Consider the following 17,820-nt stretch of genomic DNA (forward strand, 5'->3'; position numbering starts at 1 on the left):
CGCGGCCGCGGCGGATCAGTCGTGCGCTTCGCGGTACTTCGCGAACTTCGACGTCTGGCCGATCCCCGGGTTGAAGCAGTTGCACGGGTCGAGCCCTTCGTAGAACGCCTTGAGCGCCGGCTTCGCGTGGTACAGGTGCCCGACGTTGTGCTCGGCCGGATATTCGGCGCGGCGCGCGTCGAGCAGCTTCCACATCGCGTGTTCGAGCGCGAGGCAGTCGTTGCCCTTCTTGACGATGTAGTCCTGGTGGAACACGTGGCACAGGAAGTGGCCGTAATACAGCTTGATCGCGATCGGCGCGTCGATGTCGGGCGGCAGCGTCTCGAACCAGTCGCGATCGTTGCGGCGAAGCGCGATGTCGAGCGCGACGATGTCCTCCACGTCGCGGGTATGCACGTTGCGGTAGCGGATCGCCGCGCCGGCCGCCGCGAACCGGTGCAGGAACGCCTTGTCGCCTTCCGCCGGCGTGCATTCGAAGAACGCGCCCGTGCGCTTCGCGAAGAACGACGTCAGGAAGCTGCGCGCTTCCTCCGCGGTATCGGCCGATACCTTCAGCATCAGATGATGTTCGTAGCGCTTGCCGTAGTCGCGAATGCGCGGCGGCAGGTGATTCGGAAACAGGTTGCTGACGGCCTGCATCACGCGATCGCTCAGATGCCGCGGCAGGAAGCCGAGCCGGTCGAACCACGCGTCGCATTTGCTCTTGAAGCCGAACAGCATCGGCATGCGCTTCGTGCCGAAGTGGCGGATCATCAGGAACGTGTCCTTGCCGTACTTCTGCGCGATGTCGAACGCGTCGCGGTGCAGGTATTCGCCCGCGATCGGCAGGCGCTTGAACTGCGTGAGCGCGTGGCGGCGGATGTCGGTCAGCTCGTCGATGTCGTTGGTGCCGATGTAGAACACCTTCGCACCGGCTTCGATCGGAAACGTGTCGAGGCGCACCGCGAACACCATCACCTTGCCGGCCGAGCCCGATGCTTCGTGCAGCCGCAGCGGATCGGCGTTGTAGCGCGCGGGCGTGTCGGCATCGACGTCGCGCACGTGCTCGGCGTAGTGGTGATCGGAACCGGACGCATCGCCGTCGACGATGTCGCGCTCCGAGAAGTCGCCGTTGTCGAGGCGCGCGAGGATTTCCTCCGGCACCGCGCCCAGGCGCACGTCGAGATGGTTCACGAGCTTCAGGCGCCCGTCCGCACCGACCTGGGCGAACACCGCCATCTCCGTATAAGCCGGGCCGCGCTGCACCAGCGCGCCGCCGGAGTTGTTGCAGACGCCACCGATCACCGACGCGCCGATGCACGACGAGCCGATCACCGAGTGCGGCTCGCGTCCGAGCGGTTTCAGCGTCTGCTCGAGCTGATCGAGCGTCGCGCCCGGCAGGCAGATCACCTGCTTGCCGCTTTTGATGACGTGCACCTTGCGGATCCGCGCGGTGCTGACGATCACGATGTCGCGGTCGTAGTCGTCGCCGTCGGGCGTCGAGCCGCCGGTGAGGCCCGTGTTCGACGCCTGGCAGATCACGATCACGTTCGCGGCCACGCAGGCCTGCAGCACCTTCCATTGCTGGAGCAGCGTGCCGGGCCGCACCACCGCGAGCGTCCGGCCTTCGCCGAACCGGAAGCCGGTCCGGTAGCGCCGCGTGTCCCGCTCGTTCGTCAGCACGTCCTGCTGGCCGACGATTTCCGTCAGCGAACGGATGAACGCCTCATGCCGCCCGGTGGGCGGCGCAAGCGGCGAAGACGATTCGCCTGATACGGTTGACACGTGAATTCTCCTGTTGGCCGAGCGCGGAAGAGGGATTGAACGGCGCCGCAGCGGCGTCCGATCGGAATGCCGTAAGGCTAGGCGTGCGGGGCGGTGAAGTCCAATATCGCGTGGACGCGATTTCAAGACGAAATGCATATCGCTCGCGCGGCGAGCGAGCGTGCAGACCGCGCAGCGGCGGCGATTGGGGCGTGGTGCGGGGTGGAATGCGGGTGGAATGCGGGTGGTTTGCGAGCGGTTTGCCTGCGGATTGCGGCTTCCGCGCGGCGTGCCGCGTCGAATCCGACGGGCCGACGCCGCTAGCGGCGCCCGTGGGCGCCGGCGCTTATGGCTTTCACGGCGTCGCGGCGCTGTCGGCCGTTTCGCGCGCGAGCGTGCGGACGGCGCGCACGAGATTCTGAATCACCGGCGATTTTTCGCGCGGGCGGTGAACGAGCACGATCGGCGAGCGCAGCGGCTCGCCCTGCAAGCCGTGGTAGGTGACGCGATCCGTCGGCGCCTGGCGCACCGACTCGGGGATCAGCGTCACGCCGAAGCCGGCCGCGACGAGGTTCACCGACGCGGGGATCTGCGGCGACTCCATTTCGACGGTCGGCGTGAAGCCGGCTGCCCAGCACGCGCCGACGATCGCGTCGTACAACGCGGGGCCGATCGCGCGCGGGAACAACACCAGCGGGTCGTCGGACAGCGCGTGCAGCGCGAGCACCGGCTCCGCGCCGTGGCGGTGGCCGGACGGCAGCACGGCCAGAAAGCGCTCTTCGACCAGCGGCTGCACGGCCAGGCCGCGGCAATCGAGCGGCAGGCGCACCAGCGCGGCATCGACGCGCGCCTCGAGCACCTTGTCGATCAGCGCCGGGCTGTTGCTCTCTTCGCAGTGGATCAGGACGTCCGGATAGTCGCGCCGGAAGCGTTGCATCAGCGACGCGACGAATGGATGGAACACGATCGAGCCGGCAAAGCCCAGCACGAGCCGGCCGCTCAGGCCGCGCCCGGCGTTCTGCGCTTCGGCGAGCGCGAGCTCGGCTTCTTCGACGATGTGCTTCGCGCGCTCGCGGAACAGGCGGCCGGCGTCGGTCAGTTCGACGCGCCGCGGATGGCGGATGAACAGGCGTGTGCCGATCTCGCGCTCGAGCTTCAGGATCTGCTGACTCAGCGGCGGCTGCGCGATGCCGAGAAACTCGGCGGCCTCGGTGAAATGCAGATACTCGGCCACCGCGAGGAAGTAGCGTAGCTGACGGAATTCCATGCGGGTGTCGGGTCGGAAAAGCGTGGGGCTCGGGGCCGGAGGAAGGCTTGGGGGGCGATTTTAACTCGGGCGGGCGGGGGGTGGGTTTTGGCGGGGTATGGGGGCCCTCCAACAGAATTCGCTATCTGGACCGGCGCGAGATCGCGTGACCAATGCGGTCGATTCGGTGGCGGCGAGACCACCGCGCAAGGAGCCGACGCTGTGCGAGTCGTCGTCCGCGGTGGCACGCATGTTTCGATGCCGTGTTCGTCGTCGCGAGGCGCGGCACGTGCGGACAGCCTCGCCCCACTTCGCCGCCACCCGCTCACCCCACCCGAAACCCACCCGCCTCGACCGTCAACCCCGCAAACACCGACCAATCGCAATCGCCCATGCCCACCTCGACGGCTTCCGCCATTCGATCCCGCACCACCGCGAGCATCGGCAACGTGCGACCCGCCTGCGCGGCGGCGTCGCCCGCGAGGCGCAGATCCTTCAATCCGAGCGACGCCTTGAAGCCGGGCCGATACGCGTTCTCGACGATATTGCGCGAATAGGTCCGATACGGACGGCTGCCGAACAGCGTGCCGAGGATCAACTCGAAGAACCGCGTGCGAGAAAGCCCGTTCGCCTCGGTGAGCACGACCGCTTCGGCCATCGCTTCGATCGCCATCGTGATCATCATGTTGCACGCGAGTTTCGCGGCATAAGCGGCGGGCGGCGCTTCGCCCATGTCCCATACCTGCTTGCCGATGGCGTCGAGCGCCGGCATGACGCGCGCGAGCGCCGCCGGGGCGCCTGCGGCCAGCACGTTCAGTTCGCCCTTCGCCGCGATGTCGGGTCGCCCGAGCACCGGCGCAGCCACATAAGCGACGCCCGCCGAGCGATGAAGCGCGACGAGCTCGTGCGCGAACGCGACCGAAATTGTCGATGCGACCACATGCACGAGGCCCGGCCGCGCCTGCTGCAACAGCTTCGCGTCGAGCAGCACGGCGCGGATCGCCGCGTCGTCGGACAGCATCGTCAACGCGATGTCGGCCTGCAGCGCATGCACCGGCGCGTCGACCATGCGCACGCCGTCGACGGCGCCGCCCGACCGATTCCACGCCGTCACCGCATGGCCGGCGGCGACCAGATTGCGGGCCATCTCGCGCCCCATGGAACCCATCCCGATGATGCCGATTTCCATTCGACTCTCCTTGCTCAAGCGCGCGTTCACGAGGTGCTGTGCAGCGGCTCGGCTGCCTCGGTATGTTCGACGAGCCAGCTCAACACCGGCGCCAGCGCCTCATCGGAGTTCTTCTCGTAGATGAGCCCGTGACCGTTGCCGAACACCCGATGGTCGGGCAGATGCAGCACTTCAGCCCGGCTGCCGGCGGCGTTGAGTTGCGCGACGGCTGGCGCACTGGCCGCGGCGAACGCGGAAGCCTCGGCCGTGACGGCGACGATCGGCAAGCCGGCCAGCGCCGGCAGCCGGTGCGTACCGGGCGCAGCCGCGCGCAGCGCGTCGGGCGACACGACGGGCGGCTCTCAGCCGAGCGGCGCCGCGGCGAGCCCCCAGGTCAGCGTCCCGATGTTCGGAATCTCCGCAAACGGCGGCCCCATCGGCTCGACGGCGACAATCGCTTTCACCAGGCCGGGCCGGCGATCGGCAACCAGCCAGCCGACCGGCCCCGACGCCGAGTGCGTCAGCAGGATCGCCGGCCCGACGCGGTCGAGCAGCTTCGCGATCCGGTCGGCCTCCATGTCCTGCGAGAACGCGAGGTCAGCGGGAAGCGGGCCGTATCCAGCGATGAAAGCGTCCATTGCCGCTTCGTTGTCCGCGGCAAACGGCCATTGCGTGTGCCGGTCTTCGTATTCGCGCGGGAAGTAGATGTAGCGGCCGTGTTCGTACGAGAACGGCGGCCCCATCGGTCCCATCGTGTCGACGTGGAACGGCGAGCGTCCGTGTCCGGGGCGGTCGGCGACGAGCACGGCATAGCCAGCTTCCACGAGACGCTGCGCCCAGCCGGGCCGGCCGTCCGGCGTGTCGAACCATTCGGTGCCTTGAAAGCCGCCGCCATGCAGCAGCACGATCGGCCACGGGCAAGTCACCTCGACCGGCGTCTCCCATTCGACGAAGAGCGGCCCGCATTGGTCGGTCTGCCCGCCTCGTTCGATGCGGTCGCCGGCAATCCACAGATGGCCGCGTCGTACGGTGCGCGGGGCTGCATGTTTCCAGAAGGACATGGTCGTGTTCCTGTCGTTGATGTCCGCCGCTCGCGCGCGCGTCGCGCAGTCAGCCGGTCAGCGCCGCGCTACGCGCAGGCGCGTCGGTGCAATGTCGGTAAAGGCCGCAACGTCGGCCATGACCAGCGCGGCCTCCGGCGAGCCGAACGCGGCGTCGATCGCAGCATCGTCGCGAAAAATGCATTCGCAGATCGCCAGCGTGCCGACATGCGTCGGCGCCGGAAAGAAAGCGGTCGCACGCTCGAGACCGTAGCGCCGCCATGCGTGCATCACGAGCGGCAGATGACGTTCAACGTAGTAGCGCCGGTGGAAGCGCTGGGCCGGCGTGCCGTCGTAGGTGACATACACCGTGGCGGTGGTGCTGCATGACATGACGCGCTCCGTTCTGCGTGGTTAGTGCCCGCCGCCCGACGTGCGGCGGCCCGGCCGAAGCCGCAATCGATCGCGACGACATGCGGTGGATCGCAGTCTGTCAAATTCAGTTTCGTACGGCAATTCAATATAATGAACAGCATCCGTTCACTTTTGTGGGTACATCGATATGGAGTGGAGCGACGTGCGGATCTTCCTCGCGATTGCGCGTACGGGCACGCTGGGCGCGGCGGCACGCGCGCTGGCGCTGAGTCACCCGACGATCGGGCGGCGCCTGCGCGCGCTGGAGGCGTCGATGGGGCAAGTGCTGTTTCAGCGAACCGCGGATGGCTTCGTTCTAACAGAGGAAGGCGTCGCCATCCTGCCGCTCGCCGAGCAGATGGAAGAAAGCGCGCTGACGATGGAGCGCCGGCTGACCGGCGAGCAGCAGAAGCTCGAAGGCACGCTGAAGATATCGTCGTCCGACTGGTTCGGCGCGTACGTGTTGCCGCCCGTGATCGCCGAGTATTCGCGCGACTATCCGCTGGTTGAAATCGACGTGCTGACCGGCACGCGCCTGTTCAATCTCGCCCAGCGTGAAGCGGACGTCGCGTTCCGGATCGTTCCATTCACCGGGCAGGACATCGTGCAGCGCCGGCTGACGCGGATGCGCTACGGTGTCTACGTGGCGGCCGCGCATGCCGATCCGGTCGAAGGCGACGGCGCCGGCCACCGCCTGATCGCGATGGATACGTCGACCGGCAGCTTCCCCGACATCGACTGGCTGAAAGCGCGCTTTCCGAACGCGGGCGTGGTATTGCAATCGAATAACCGGAATGTCCAGGCCCAGATGTGCGGCCGCGGTTTGGGCATTGCCGTATTGCCGCGGCCGGTCGGCGATCAGCTCGCGACCATTCGCAGGCTCGAGTTACGCGACGAGCCGCCGCAACGCGATATCTGGATGGGCTACCACCGCGATCTCAGGCGGCTGCATCGCTTGCGCGCGTTCGTCGATCTCGCGGTCAAGCATATTGGGAGCGAATGAATCGCAACGACCGGCAGCCGTGAAAGGCTCACGCGGCAATCTGACGTCGAGCCCGATAATTCACCGCATACCACTAAACATTCGCGGCCAAACGGACGCGACGGCACCCACCTATCCGCAGCGCGGCGGTCCTTTACGTGTCGGCTTCGACGCGTATAGAACGACGCTTCATGCCTGACTCAATCACCCATTAGTTTGGTTTGTTGTGCCGCGCAATCGTCGTCCTGTTCTGGACCAATCCACGGAACGGCGATCGGTAAAGCATTCAACCGGTACGGGTGCGCGTCGCCTTGCTCACGACCACATCCGCAGCGCCACGGCCGACGTCAAGAACGCGAATATCCACCGTCCACGCCTCCCGCAATCTCCCCAATAGCACCCCGAACCCATTCACCGATGCCCTTGCGACATCGGCCGACGTGCTGCGGACGCACGCGCGCCGAGCCTCAGAACTTGTGCGCCACGCCGACCATGAACATGTCCTGGTCCTTGTCATTGCGGGTCGCGACACGGTTGAAGCGCAGGCTCGCCGCCCAATCCTCGGCCACCTGATAACTTACCTGCGCGCTGAGCAACGCATTGAGCCGCGTCTGGCTCGACGCTTCGTCGCGATCGCGTGACAGATACGGGCCGACGCCGGCCGACAGCGTCCATTTGCTGCCGACCGGCGCGACGTACCAGAATTGCGCGGCCACGCCGCGCCGGCCCGCGACGCCATTGTTGCCTTCGTAGACGAAGCTCGCCGAATAGGCCCACGCCGTGCCGAACGGCCGGCGGACTTCGACCATGTAGCCCTTTTCCATCGGCACTTGCGGACGGTTTGTCTGCGACGTGCCTGCCCATACCGCGACCTGCGTCTTGCCGTCGGATACCGCCGGATGCAACTGGCCGCCGAAGTCGGAGCCGATGCCGAACAGCAGCGCGTCGGAATTGAAGCCGCCGAGCATCTGCACGTGGTTGTATTGCACCTTGACGAAGAAGCGATCGGCAACGACGTAATAGCGCATCGCCGCCGACGCGCGCACGCCCCATCGCTTGTCGTTGCGCGCCTCGTTGTCGACGTGCGTGGTGTCCATGCTGAAGTACGGCCCCGCCGACAGTTCGAGCACCCACCGATTGGCGAGTGGCCACCGAAACGAGCCGAGCGCCGCGAAGCCGTCGCGGTGATGGTCGAGCGGATGCCCTTCGTTCAGGTACGCGACATAGACCGACAGGTAGTCGTTCAACACGTCGCCGAAACCGACTTCGTAGGCGCGCCAGTGCATATCGCCGCCCTCGGTCGCGCGGCCGTCGCCATACACCGCGTAGACGTCGATCGTCCGGTCAGCTGGCTTGGGGGCGGCAGGCAAGTCCGGCGCGCCGTCGGCGGCCCGTGCATGCAGTGGAGACGCCAGCAATGCGAAACCGGCGATCGAACTCGTGACAACGAAGCGCAAGCAGACGCGACGATATCGTCCCATTTCGACACCCCCTCACGTTGGGCACCGCGGTTTCGTGGACAAGTCGCTGGCGATTATAGGTGGCGCCGGGCCGTGAGGACCAGCCCGGAGATGCACGTAGGAGCGCGAATAGCAGCGCGCCTGCGATGAACGCAGGCGCGGTAGTGGTGATAGTGAGGGCCGCGCGGTCTATCGGCGCGTGTCGCCGAACGTGGCGTCCGGCCTTCCTGCCGGGCACTCGGCGCACAGCGTCAACGCGCCGGATCGCGAACTGCCTAGCGCCGCGCGAAGCGCTCGACTTTGGTCATACGAAATGATCGACGGCCGCGGCTCGCTACGTTCCGCGCCGCGCCGGCAAACGCTCAGGCGTCGCCCTGCGCCGAGCCGATCCGAAATACCGAGACGGTCGCCGCGAGCTGCTCGGCCTGCTCCTTCAGCGACAGCGCCGACGACGACGCCTGCTGAACCAGCGCCGCGTTCTGCTGCGTGACCTGATCCATCTGCGTCACCGCCTGATTCACCTGCTCGATGCCTTTCGACTGCTCGTCGGATGCAGCTGCGATCTCGCCCATCAACACCTGCACGCGCTGCACCGACGCAAGGATCTCCGACATCCGGTCGGTCGCACGGTCGACCTGGCGCGCGCCCGTCTCGACGCGCCGCAGCGAATCGTTGATCAACTCCTTGATCTCGCGCGACGCGGTGGCGCTGCGCTGCGCGAGCGAGCGCACCTCGCCCGCGACGACCGCGAATCCGCGGCCCTGCTCGCCGGCTCGCGCCGCTTCGACGGCCGCGTTCAGCGACAGGATGTTGGTCTGGAATGCGATGCCTTCGATGACCGAGGTGATTTCAGCGATCTTGCCGGACGCGTCGGACAAGCCGCGCATCGTGCCGACCACTTCCTGCGTCGCCTGATTGCCCTCTTCGGTCAGCATTGCCGCGTTGTGCACCACCTCGTTCGCCTGCTTCGCGTTGTCGGCGTTCTGGCGCACGGTCGACGTGAGCTGCTCCATCGATGCAGCCGTTTCTTCCAGCGACGCGGCCTGCTCCTCCGTGCGCTGCGACAGGTCCAGGTTGCCGGCCGTGATCTCATGCGCGGACGTCTCGATGGACCGGGAGCCTTCGCGCACGATCCGGATGGTCTGCAGCAGCTTGCTCTGCATCGTCTGCAGGCCGCTCATCAATTGGCCCATTTCATCTGACGATTCGACGTCGATCCGCGTCGTCAGGTCACCCTCGGCGATTGCGCTGAAGTGACCGAGCGCACGCGCCAGCGGCACGCCGATCGCGTTCTGCAGCGACCACCACGTGAACGCCGCCGCGCCCAGCGCGACCGCGATGCCCGCGATCGCGAAGCCGACGAACCAGTGAAAGCGGGCCTGCGCGGCATCGAACGTCACGCGCGACGCGCTCATCTGGATCCGGCCGAGCGCATCCATCGAATCCGATGCGTCGATGAACAGCGACGGCGGAATGTGCCGCCACACGTTCGGGATGTTCGCCGGATCGTGCGCGGCGATCGCGGTGAACATCGGTTCGAGGCCGTGCTCGACGAGCGCGTTGAACTTCGTATTCGCGTCGGCTGCGCGACGCGCTTCCTCAGGGCCGGAAAGCCGCAGCCCACGATAGGTGTCCCATGCCTTCTTCGACGCGGCGAGCAGCTCGCGGGCCGTGGCGCTCTCTTGCGCGACGTCGGGGCTGTCCGGATCGAGCGCGATGCGATACAGCCACAGACGCGTTCTCGACAGCGCGACGTTGGCCTGCCCGAGCGCCTCCGACGACGCCAGCCGTTCCGAATAGAGCGTCTTCACATCGTCGTTGCTGATCGCGACGCCGATGACGCCGATGAAGCCGCCGATGACGAGCAACACCCCGAGAAAGCCCATTGCGAGCGCCAGCCGGACGCGAATGCTTAAATTTCTGATCATGAAGAGGCGAACGTTGAGCACGAAACCGTTGCATGCGGCGCATGCGTGTGAAGCCGATCGAAGCGGCACGTGCGGGACCGATGCCTCGATAACGACCAAAGCGGCGCGCGAATTAGTGCGGAGCCCGTAATGGACGTTTCCTGAAGCCGCGATTAATGGGGTGAATTTGGCGTGGTAGCAGCAGCGCGAGCCGGTTCATTGCTCGCACTTGCGTGGGTGACGGCGTGGCGCAGGTCACGCGATGACATTCATCCGACCAATCCTACAACAACACGATTTTTTTCGGAACGCGAAATCGCGCAGCGACGATCCGCACGACGACGTGATGACCGCGCCGGCATGCATGCTCAGCGCGCAGCGGCCTCCGTACTGCGCACGCTGCCGAGGAAGCGCCCCAACTCCACCGTCTGCGGCCGCTCGAAGATCTCTTCGGCCGTCCCGCTCTCCCACACCCTGCCCTGGTGCATGAACACGATCCTGTCGCTGACCGCACGCGCGAAGTTCATCTCGTGCGTGACCATGATCAGCGTCATGTCCTCGCGCGCGAGTTGCTCGACGACGCCCAGTACCTCGCCGACGAGCTCGGGATCGAGTGCGGACGTGATCTCGTCGCACAGCAGCACGCTCGGCTTCATCGCGAGCGCCCGCGCGATCGCGACGCGCTGCTGCTGGCCGCCCGACAACTGTTCCGGAAACGCGTCGAACTTGTCGCCGAGGCCGACGCGCTCGAGCATCAATTCCGCGATCGCGCGCGCCTGCTGGCGATGCGCCTTCTTCACGACCGACTGCGCGAGCATCACGTTCTGTCCGGCGCTCAGGTGCGGAAACAGGTTGTACTGCTGGAACACCATCCCGACCTTGAGCCGCAGCGCACGCAGGTCCGCGTGCCGCGCATCGACGCGCTCGCCGTCGATCGAGATCGTGCCCGCGTCGATGCTCTCGAGCCCGTTGAGCGTGCGCAGCAACGTGCTCTTGCCCGAGCCGCTGCGGCCGATGATCGAGACGACCTGCCCGCGCTCGACGGAGAAATCGATCCCCTTGAGCACATGATGGGTGCCGAAGTTCTTTTCGAGACCACGGGTTTCAACGAGCGGCATGCCATCTCCTTTGCAACGTGCGCGCATAACGGGTAAGCGGATAACAGAGCGCGAAATAGATCAGCGCGACGAGCCCGTACACGACGAACGGCCGGAACGTCGCGTTCGAGATCGCGATGCCGACCTTCGTCAGCTCGGTGAAGCCGATGATCGACACCAGCGCCGTATCCTTCACGGCCTGCACGCCGAAGCCGACCGTCGGCGCGATCGCGATGCGCGCGGCCTGCGGGAGGATCACGTGACGCAACTGCTCGATATAGCTCATGGCCAGGCTCGCCGACGCCTCCCACTGCCCTTTCGGCACCGCCTCGACGCAGCCGCGCCAGATTTCCGCGAGATACGCGCTGGTGAAGAACGTGAGCCCTGCCGTGGCCGCGACCCACGGCGGAACGTCGAGCCCGACGAGCGGCAGGCCGAAGAACACGATGAACAGTTGCATCAGCAACGGGGTGCCCTGGAATACCTCGATGTACAGCTTCGCGCTGCCGCGCAGCACCGTCGAACTCGACACGCGCATCACGAGCAGCCCGAGGCCGACGAGGCCGCCGGACACGAACGACACGATCGACAGCACGATCGTCCAGCGCGCGGCCAGCAGCAGGTTCGCGAGAATCTGCCCGAACGTGAAATCGGTCATCGCGCACCTCGCACGCGGCGGGAGAACAGCCGGCGCCCCATCGTGCCGAGCGCGCCACGCAGCAGCAGCGCCATCGCCAGATACGCGAGCGTGATGACGAAATACGTCTCGAATGCGCGGAAGTTGCGCGACTGGATGTAGCCCGCCGCATAGGTCAGGTCGGCCACCGAGATCTGCGACACCACCGCCGAACCGAGCATCGTGATCACGATCTGGCTCGAGAGCGCGGGAAACACCTTCGCGAGCGCCTGCGGCAGCACAACGTGGCGCAGCATCTGCGCGCGCGACATCGCAAGCGCGGATGCCGCCTCCAGATGCCCGTTCGGGACGGCGGCGACGCCCGCGCGCACGATCTCGACCGAGTACGCGCCGAGATTGAGCGTCATCGCGAGAATCGCGGCCGTGTATTCGTCGATGTGCACGCCGAGCGCGGGCAATCCGAAGAAGATGAAGAACAGCTGGACGACGAACGGCGTATTGCGGATCGCCTCGACGTACGCGCCGATCAGCGGGCGCAGCCGCATGGCCACGGGCGCGTCGGCGCTGTACGCGGCCGCGCCGAGCACGCCGATCGCCACGCCGAGCACGGTTGCGACCGCGGTCAGCGCGAGCGTGATCGTCGCGCCGCTCGCGAACACGCCGGCGTATTCGGCAAGCTCGCCGAATTGAAGCTGATAGCTCATGACGATTGAGTAAATTCGGGTTCGGACAATGACACCCGCCGCGCCGGCGGTGCCGGCCGCCGCGATGTATCAGGCGACACGGCGATCCGTCACAGGCCGGCCGGCAGTGGCTGGCCAAGCCACTTCCTCGACATCGCGCCCAGCGTGCCGTCCTGCTTCGCATGCGCGATCGCATCGTCGATCTTCGCGAGCAGGCGCGGTTCGTTCTTGTTGACGCCGACGAAGCATGGCGAATTCTTGATCACGAACTTGACCTCGGGCCGACGCGGCGGATTCTTCGCGAGAATCGCCGCCGCGACGATGTTGCCGGCGGCGATCAGTTGCACTTGCCCCGACAGGAACGCCTGGATCGTCGCATTGTTGTCGTCGAAGCGCTTGATCGTCGCGTTCGGCGCGAGCTGCGACAGCGCAATCTCCTCGAGCGCGCCGCGCGTGGCGCCGACCGTCTTGCCGGTCAGGTCGTCGGGTACGCTCACCTTCACGTCCGCCGGCCCGAACACGCCCTGGAAATACGGCGCGTACGCGGTCGAGAAGTCGATGACCTTCTCGCGCTCCGGGGTCTTGCCGAGCGACGAGATCACCACGTCGACCTTGTTGGTCGTCAGGTACGGAATCCGGTTGGCGCTGTTCACGGGCACCAGCTTCAGCTTGACGCCGAGCGCCTTGGCGAGCACGCCGGCCATGTCGATGTCATAGCCCTGCGGCTGCATGTCCGTGCCGACCGAGCCGAAAGGCGGATAGTCCTCGGGCACCGCGACGCGCAGCGCGCCGTTTTTCGCGATGGTATCGAGCGCATCGGCATGGGCCGGCGCGGCGGCGAACAGCGCCATCACGGGTGCGGCGATCAACGCAGCCAGCCAGGTGCGTCGGGGAAACGGTCGGGTCGTCGGGCTCACGGTGAATCTTCCTTGTCTGATATGTCGTCGTCTGGCAGTGCGTAACGATTGCGCTGCCGACACAACTCCAGCAAAAACCGGGCCATCGTGGTGAATCGGCTGTCGCGTCGGCATCGGACGCACGCGCCGGCGATCTGCATTCCTCATTTCGGTGCATCGCCCGACGCGGCACGCGGCCGTTGCCCATTCGCAGCGCGCGCGAGCGCACCAAATTAACCGGCTGGTTCACGCGCGGCGCGACGATGGGGATCGGGTTGCATGCGGATCGAACGTCGATGGCCATGGGTGTGCGCGGCGCGGCGCGTCGGTTGGACCGACCGGCCCGGAACGCGACGGCGAGCGGGCGGCATTACGCGCGCCGTGCGCGGCCGGCCGCGCGCATCCCGCCCGAAATACCGCGGCCGATGCGCGCTCGGGATACCTATCGACCCTGCACCGGCAAGGTCACCCGCACGCCGAATCCGCCGCCGTTCAGCCCGTCGACGTAGGTCAGACGCCCGCCGAGCTTGGCCACGATCCGCGCGACGATCGACAGCCCCAGGCCGCTGCCGCTCGCGTCATGATCGGCACCGCGAAAGAACCGGTCCTGCAAGCGCGCCAGATCCTCGGTCGGCACGCCGGGGCCGTCGTCGCACACCTGTAGCGTGACCGCGTCGGCGTCCTGCCAAGATGCGATTTCGACGTGCCCATGCTCGCGGCCGTACTTGATCGCGTTATCGACGAGGTTGTCGAGCAGCACGCGAAGCAGCGTGGGCGGCGCGTGCATGACGACGCGGCCATCGACCCGCGACGTCACGGACATCTCCTTGCGCTCGGCGCGCGCCTGATGATCGTTCACGCATGCGGCGATCAATTGACGAAGATCGACGTCCGCGCCGTCCAGCGGAACCGTCTCGTCGAGCCGCGCCAGCGCGAGCAACTGATCGGCCAGATGCGTGCTGCGGTCGACGCCCTCGACGACCCGCTGCATCGCGCGCCGCTGGCGCTCCGGATCGCGCGCGGTGAGCGCTACCTGCGCCTGGACCTTGATGGCGGCGAGCGGCGTCTTCAGCTCGTGCGCCGCGTCGCTGGTGAACGCGCGCTCGCGAACGAGCGAGTCGCGCAGGCGTTGCAGCAACGTATTGAGCGCGGCGACCAGCGGACGCACTTCATCGGGAATGCCGCGCGTGCCGATTGCGTCGAGGTTGTCGGCCGAGCGCGCTTCGATCGCGTCGGACAGCGTGCGCAGCGGCGTCAGGCTGCGGCCGATCGCGAACCAGATCAACACCGCCAGCACCGGCAGCGCGAACGCCAGCGGCCGCGCCACGCGCCGCGCGACTTCGGCGGACAGGTCCGAGCGGCGCGTGCGCTGCTCGAAGATGCGCACCGTCCGGCCGCGCGCGGCATCGGTCAGCACGTACGCGTGCCACTTCGGATTGCCCGACTCGGCCGCGCCGGATGCAGCAGCCGCAGACGCCGGCACGTCGAGCGCCGCGAGACCCGGACTGGCCGCGAGGACGCGCCCGTCGGCATCGCTGACCTGGTACAGCATCGGCGGCGCGGCATCGTTGTCGCCGTCGTCGTCGTCGCGGCCGGCGAGCACGATCTCGGCGAAGCGCGGCAGGTCGCGCGCGTCGAGCACCGCGAAGGTCCGGGCGATCTGCTCGACGCGCGTTTCGTACCATTCGTCCGCTTCGTGAATCGCCTGACGATAGCTCGACACGAGCGAATAGGCCCACACCACCACCACGCCCGACAGCACGAGCAAGGTCAGCCGTTGCCGGATCGAACGCATCACGACGCCTTCTCCACCACGTAGCCCACGCCGCGGATCGTGCGGATCAGGTCGGCGCCGAGCTTCTTGCGCAGGTTCGAAACGTGCACCTCGATCGCATTGCTCTCGATCTCCTCGTTCCAGCCGTACAGGCTGTCCTGCAGCTGCGCGCGCGACAGCGGGCGGCCCTGGTTCGACAGCAGTTCGACCAGCAACGCGCATTCGCGCGACGTCAGCGCGATTCGCTCGGCGCCGCGGGTGGCCGTCATCAACGCGGGATCGACCGACAGGTCGCCGTATTCGATCGTGTCGGTGCTGCGCCCCTGCGAACGCCGCACGAGCGCACGGCAGCGCGCAACCAGCTCGGTCAGGTCGAACGGCTTGCCGAGATAATCGTCGGCGCCCGCGCTCAGGCCGCTCACGCGATCGGCCACCGTGTCGCGCGCGGTCATCACCAGCACCGGCGTATGGTCGCGACGCTTGCGAAGCCACGCGAGCAGCTCGACGCCGGACATGCGCGGCAAGCCCAGATCCAGCACGACGAGGTCGTACGGCGTGGTTTCGAGCGCCAGTTGCGCATGCCGGCCGTCGTGCGCCCAGTCGACCGTCATGCCGGCCTCGCTCAGCCCGTCCTCCACGCCGCTGCCGATCAGCTTGTCGTCCTCCACGAGCAATACCCGCATGATTCGCAACTCCTCTTTGATCCGGACCTCGCGTCCGTTGCGGCACGATAACCGCAGGCGTGCCCGCGCATCAAGCGGGTCGCGGCCGAAATCGGGCCTTAAGAATCCGTTAACGTCGGCGCCCTATCGTCGCGCTCACCGATACTGCCGACCCGAAACGCCCATGAAGACGCCCGCATTCCGATTCCGATTCTGCGCCGCGCTCGCCGCGCTGCTCGTCGTGACCGCCGCGCCCGCGCAGGCGGGCGAGATCAAGCCGCTGATGCGCGACATGAAGCAGACGATGCAACGCGCGCTGAACAGCCGGACGACCGCCGAGATGCGCGGCTACGTCACCCGGCTCGAAAGCGACGCGCAACAGGCGAGCCGCCAGCGCTATCGCAGCGACCAGTCAACCTACGACGAAGGCATGCGCACCTTGCAGCGCGAACTGACCGAAGTCGATCGCGCGATCGCGGCGAACGATCTGCCGGCCGCCAAGCAGGCATTGCGCCGCATCAACGACACGAAGAAGCACTACCACGACCTGCTCGGCTGAGCCGACCGCACCCGCTTGCCACTGAACGATATTCCGTCATGAAGACCGCTACCCGTTATCCGCTGTCGATCAGCCTGCTCCATTGGCTGCTGGCCGTCGCACTGATCGGCAACCTGATCGTCGGCCTGCTGCTAGACGACAACGAAGACCTGGTCGGCCTGCACAAGTCGATCGGCGTCGCCATTCTCTTGCTCGTGGCGCTGCGTCTCGGCAACCGGCTGCGCGCGCGCGACCGGCTGCCGCCGTCGGTCAATCCCGCCGGCACGCTGCGGCATTCGGCCGAACGCGCCATCCACGGGCTGCTGTATGCGCTGATGCTGGCGATCCCGGTGCTCGGCTGGCTGAAGACGAACGCGGCCGGGCACCCGGCCAGCTGCTTCGGACTCTTTTCGCTGCCGACGCTGGTCGCGAAGAACCGCGAGCTGTCGCGCTGGCTCGGCGAACTGCACGCACTCGCCGCCTACGCGCTCGTCGCGCTGGTCGGCCTGCACGTCGCCGCGGCCGTGGCGCACCGCGTGCTCCATGCGGAAAACGTCCTGCCGCGCATCCTGCCGTGGGCGGCCCGTTCCGGCCAGCGCGCGCTGCAGGCGAAGGATATCGGCTGACGCCGGCATTGCGATGCGCGGCGGCCGGACCGCTTCGAAATCCGGCGGAAAACCGGCGTCGCGCGTCGCCCGCACGTGTCGGCAGCCACGCGGCAGACCGAACGCGATCAGCAGACCCACACGCTCCACGCGACCGTTGATCTTCGTCAACGCCTCGGTGTCCACACCCTTCAACGACGGGCGGCGGTCGATCAATATCGACGTATCGCAACCGGGCTTCATGCGCGCAGCCGAAGCGAGCCGCGAGCACGCCGGTCATTCCGTTACCGCTGCGGGGTGTGAAATGTCGATGCCCGGGCCACGTAGCGCCGTCGCCATCATCCGCCACGAACATGCGCAGTTGTCGACCGTGATCGACGGCATGCGGCACTTCGTCCGTCTGCTCGTGGCGGGTGAGCCGGTGCCGGGCGTGATCGTGTTCCGCGCGATGCTCTATTACATCCGGGAATACCCGCAGCGCATTCATCATCCGAACGAAGACCGCTACCTGTTCGCGCCGTTGCGGGCGCGCACCGGCGAGTTCGACAGCGTGCTCGACCAGCTCGAGGCGCAGCACGACAAGAGCGACATGAAGCTGCGGAATCTCGAGCACGCGCTGACGCGCTACGAGTTGAAAGGCGCGAGCGCGCTGCATACGCTCGGCGCGCTGATGGACGATTACGCGGAGTTCCATGCGGACCATCGCTGTCTAGAAGAGACCGTGATCCTGCCGGCCGCCACCCGCGTGTTGATGCCCGACGACTGGGTCGGGATCGACGCGGCGTTCGCCGCGAATCGCGATCCGTTCGACGGCCAGCCGCTCGACGAGGATCTCGACCGGCTGTTTTCGATGATCGTCCAGGCGATCCCCGATCGGGCGCCCGATTAGCAGCGCGGCCGCCCTTCGGCCGCTGGAAAGCCAGCGGCACGCATTACCCGGCGAACATGAACGCGCTTGACGAAGGTCA

The 17,820-nt window shown here is 66.9% G+C and carries 18 protein-coding genes; 4 read left to right on the forward strand and 14 right to left on the reverse strand.

The window, feature by feature from the left end:
- Positions 1-15 precede the first annotated feature (15 nt).
- The 6 genes from dld to WJ35_RS16910 form a co-directional block, all read right to left on the reverse strand.
- Positions 16-1,764 (reverse strand): D-lactate dehydrogenase, encoded by a 1,749-nt coding sequence (dld, locus tag WJ35_RS16890; RefSeq protein WP_069239550.1) that lies wholly within the window; start codon positions 1,762-1,764, stop codon positions 16-18.
- A 334-nt stretch (positions 1,765-2,098) separates the two neighbouring features.
- Positions 2,099-3,010 (reverse strand): LysR family transcriptional regulator, encoded by a 912-nt coding sequence (locus tag WJ35_RS16895; RefSeq protein ID WP_011880333.1) that lies wholly within the window; start codon positions 3,008-3,010, stop codon positions 2,099-2,101.
- A 304-nt stretch (positions 3,011-3,314) separates the two neighbouring features.
- Entirely contained in the window at positions 3,315-4,208 is an 894-nt protein-coding gene (locus WJ35_RS16900) for an NAD(P)-dependent oxidoreductase (protein ID WP_230459712.1), read from the reverse strand.
- Positions 4,205-4,507 carry a hypothetical protein gene (locus WJ35_RS32220; RefSeq protein WP_196480568.1) on the reverse strand — a complete coding sequence of 101 codons (303 nt, stop codon included), beginning with the start codon at positions 4,505-4,507 and terminating at the stop codon, positions 4,205-4,207. The genes WJ35_RS16900 and WJ35_RS32220 overlap by 4 nt, the downstream gene beginning before the upstream one ends.
- A gap of 12 nt (positions 4,508-4,519) precedes the next feature.
- Entirely contained in the window at positions 4,520-5,218 is a 699-nt protein-coding gene (locus WJ35_RS16905; protein ID WP_196773734.1) for an alpha/beta fold hydrolase, read from the reverse strand.
- Between the two features lie 57 nt (positions 5,219-5,275).
- Positions 5,276-5,590 (reverse strand): EthD family reductase, encoded by a 315-nt coding sequence (locus WJ35_RS16910; RefSeq protein WP_011880337.1) that lies wholly within the window; start codon positions 5,588-5,590, stop codon positions 5,276-5,278.
- Between the two features lie 169 nt (positions 5,591-5,759).
- Here WJ35_RS16910 and WJ35_RS16915 point away from each other — a divergent pair, with 169 nt between their 5' ends.
- Positions 5,760-6,614, forward strand: a complete 855-nt coding sequence (locus tag WJ35_RS16915) for a LysR family transcriptional regulator (RefSeq protein WP_069239552.1) — start codon at positions 5,760-5,762, stop codon at positions 6,612-6,614.
- Positions 6,615-7,060: 446 nt separating this feature from the next.
- Here WJ35_RS16915 and WJ35_RS16920 read toward each other — a convergent pair whose 3' ends face one another.
- The 8 genes from WJ35_RS16920 to WJ35_RS16955 form a co-directional block, all read right to left on the reverse strand.
- Positions 7,061-8,074, reverse strand: coding sequence for a hypothetical protein (locus WJ35_RS16920; RefSeq protein ID WP_045579776.1), 1,014 nt, complete (start codon positions 8,072-8,074; stop codon positions 7,061-7,063).
- 341 nt (positions 8,075-8,415) lie between these two features.
- On the reverse strand, positions 8,416-9,981 hold the full coding sequence (locus WJ35_RS16925) for a methyl-accepting chemotaxis protein (protein ID WP_045579777.1): 1,566 nt from the start codon (positions 9,979-9,981) through the stop codon (positions 8,416-8,418).
- 347 nt (positions 9,982-10,328) lie between these two features.
- Positions 10,329-11,078 carry an amino acid ABC transporter ATP-binding protein gene (locus tag WJ35_RS16930; RefSeq protein WP_069239553.1) on the reverse strand — a complete coding sequence of 250 codons (750 nt, stop codon included), beginning with the start codon at positions 11,076-11,078 and terminating at the stop codon, positions 10,329-10,331.
- A complete protein-coding gene (locus tag WJ35_RS16935) occupies positions 11,065-11,715 on the reverse strand; it encodes an amino acid ABC transporter permease (RefSeq protein WP_010097593.1) in 651 nt (216 codons plus the stop codon). Before WJ35_RS16935 ends, WJ35_RS16930 begins: the two co-directional genes overlap by 14 nt.
- Positions 11,712-12,398: an amino acid ABC transporter permease gene (locus WJ35_RS16940; RefSeq protein WP_010097592.1), complete on the reverse strand. Its 687-nt coding sequence runs from the start codon at positions 12,396-12,398 to the stop codon at positions 11,712-11,714. The genes WJ35_RS16935 and WJ35_RS16940 overlap by 4 nt, the downstream gene beginning before the upstream one ends.
- Before the next feature lie 89 nt (positions 12,399-12,487).
- Positions 12,488-13,294 carry a transporter substrate-binding domain-containing protein gene (locus WJ35_RS16945; protein ID WP_060234237.1) on the reverse strand — a complete coding sequence of 269 codons (807 nt, stop codon included), beginning with the start codon at positions 13,292-13,294 and terminating at the stop codon, positions 12,488-12,490.
- A 421-nt stretch (positions 13,295-13,715) separates the two neighbouring features.
- Positions 13,716-15,068, reverse strand: a complete 1,353-nt coding sequence (locus WJ35_RS16950; protein WP_045579780.1) for an ATP-binding protein — start codon at positions 15,066-15,068, stop codon at positions 13,716-13,718.
- Positions 15,068-15,730, reverse strand: a complete 663-nt coding sequence (locus tag WJ35_RS16955) for a response regulator transcription factor (RefSeq protein WP_011880346.1) — start codon at positions 15,728-15,730, stop codon at positions 15,068-15,070. The genes WJ35_RS16950 and WJ35_RS16955 overlap by 1 nt, the downstream gene beginning before the upstream one ends.
- Positions 15,731-15,893: 163 nt before the next feature.
- Between WJ35_RS16955 and WJ35_RS16960 the strand changes: the two genes are divergently transcribed.
- The 3 genes from WJ35_RS16960 to WJ35_RS16970 all read left to right on the forward strand — a co-directional run bounded on the left by WJ35_RS16960 (position 15,894) and on the right by WJ35_RS16970 (position 17,741).
- Complete coding sequence (locus WJ35_RS16960) at positions 15,894-16,268, forward strand: cytochrome b562 (protein ID WP_011880347.1); 375 nt, start codon at positions 15,894-15,896, stop codon at positions 16,266-16,268.
- Positions 16,269-16,306: 38 nt separating this feature from the next.
- Entirely contained in the window at positions 16,307-16,873 is a 567-nt protein-coding gene (locus WJ35_RS16965) for a cytochrome b (RefSeq protein WP_069239554.1), read from the forward strand.
- A gap of 283 nt (positions 16,874-17,156) precedes the next feature.
- On the forward strand, positions 17,157-17,741 hold the full coding sequence (locus tag WJ35_RS16970) for a hemerythrin domain-containing protein (protein WP_069239555.1): 585 nt from the start codon (positions 17,157-17,159) through the stop codon (positions 17,739-17,741).
- Positions 17,742-17,820: the final 79 nt, after the last annotated feature.

This window comes from Burkholderia ubonensis (assembly GCF_001718695.1).
GTDB classification, from domain to species: Bacteria; Pseudomonadota; Gammaproteobacteria; order Burkholderiales; family Burkholderiaceae; genus Burkholderia; species Burkholderia ubonensis_B.

Excerpts from the sequence above, each read along its gene's own strand:
- WJ35_RS16935 (WP_010097593.1), bottom strand. The coding sequence starts at position 11,715 with ATGACCGATTTCACGTTCGGGCAGATTCTCGCGAACCTGCTGCTGGCC.
- WJ35_RS16915 (WP_069239552.1), top strand. The coding sequence starts at position 5,760 with ATGGAGTGGAGCGACGTGCGGATCTTCCTCGCGATTGCGCGTACGGGC.
- WJ35_RS16905 (WP_196773734.1), bottom strand. The coding sequence starts at position 5,218 with ATGTCCTTCTGGAAACATGCAGCCCCGCGCACCGTACGACGCGGCCAT.
- WJ35_RS16920 (WP_045579776.1), bottom strand. The coding sequence starts at position 8,074 with ATGGGACGATATCGTCGCGTCTGCTTGCGCTTCGTTGTCACGAGTTCG.
- WJ35_RS16895 (WP_011880333.1), bottom strand. The coding sequence starts at position 3,010 with ATGGAATTCCGTCAGCTACGCTACTTCCTCGCGGTGGCCGAGTATCTG.
- WJ35_RS16955 (WP_011880346.1), bottom strand. The coding sequence starts at position 15,730 with ATGCGGGTATTGCTCGTGGAGGACGACAAGCTGATCGGCAGCGGCGTG.
- WJ35_RS16940 (WP_010097592.1), bottom strand. The coding sequence starts at position 12,398 with ATGAGCTATCAGCTTCAATTCGGCGAGCTTGCCGAATACGCCGGCGTG.
- WJ35_RS16930 (WP_069239553.1), bottom strand. The coding sequence starts at position 11,078 with ATGCCGCTCGTTGAAACCCGTGGTCTCGAAAAGAACTTCGGCACCCAT.
- WJ35_RS16965 (WP_069239554.1), top strand. The coding sequence starts at position 16,307 with ATGAAGACCGCTACCCGTTATCCGCTGTCGATCAGCCTGCTCCATTGG.
- WJ35_RS16925 (WP_045579777.1), bottom strand. The coding sequence starts at position 9,981 with ATGATCAGAAATTTAAGCATTCGCGTCCGGCTGGCGCTCGCAATGGGC.
- WJ35_RS16950 (WP_045579780.1), bottom strand. The coding sequence starts at position 15,068 with ATGCGTTCGATCCGGCAACGGCTGACCTTGCTCGTGCTGTCGGGCGTG.
- WJ35_RS16970 (WP_069239555.1), top strand. The coding sequence starts at position 17,157 with ATGTCGATGCCCGGGCCACGTAGCGCCGTCGCCATCATCCGCCACGAA.
- WJ35_RS16910 (WP_011880337.1), bottom strand. The coding sequence starts at position 5,590 with ATGTCATGCAGCACCACCGCCACGGTGTATGTCACCTACGACGGCACG.
- WJ35_RS16960 (WP_011880347.1), top strand. The coding sequence starts at position 15,894 with ATGAAGACGCCCGCATTCCGATTCCGATTCTGCGCCGCGCTCGCCGCG.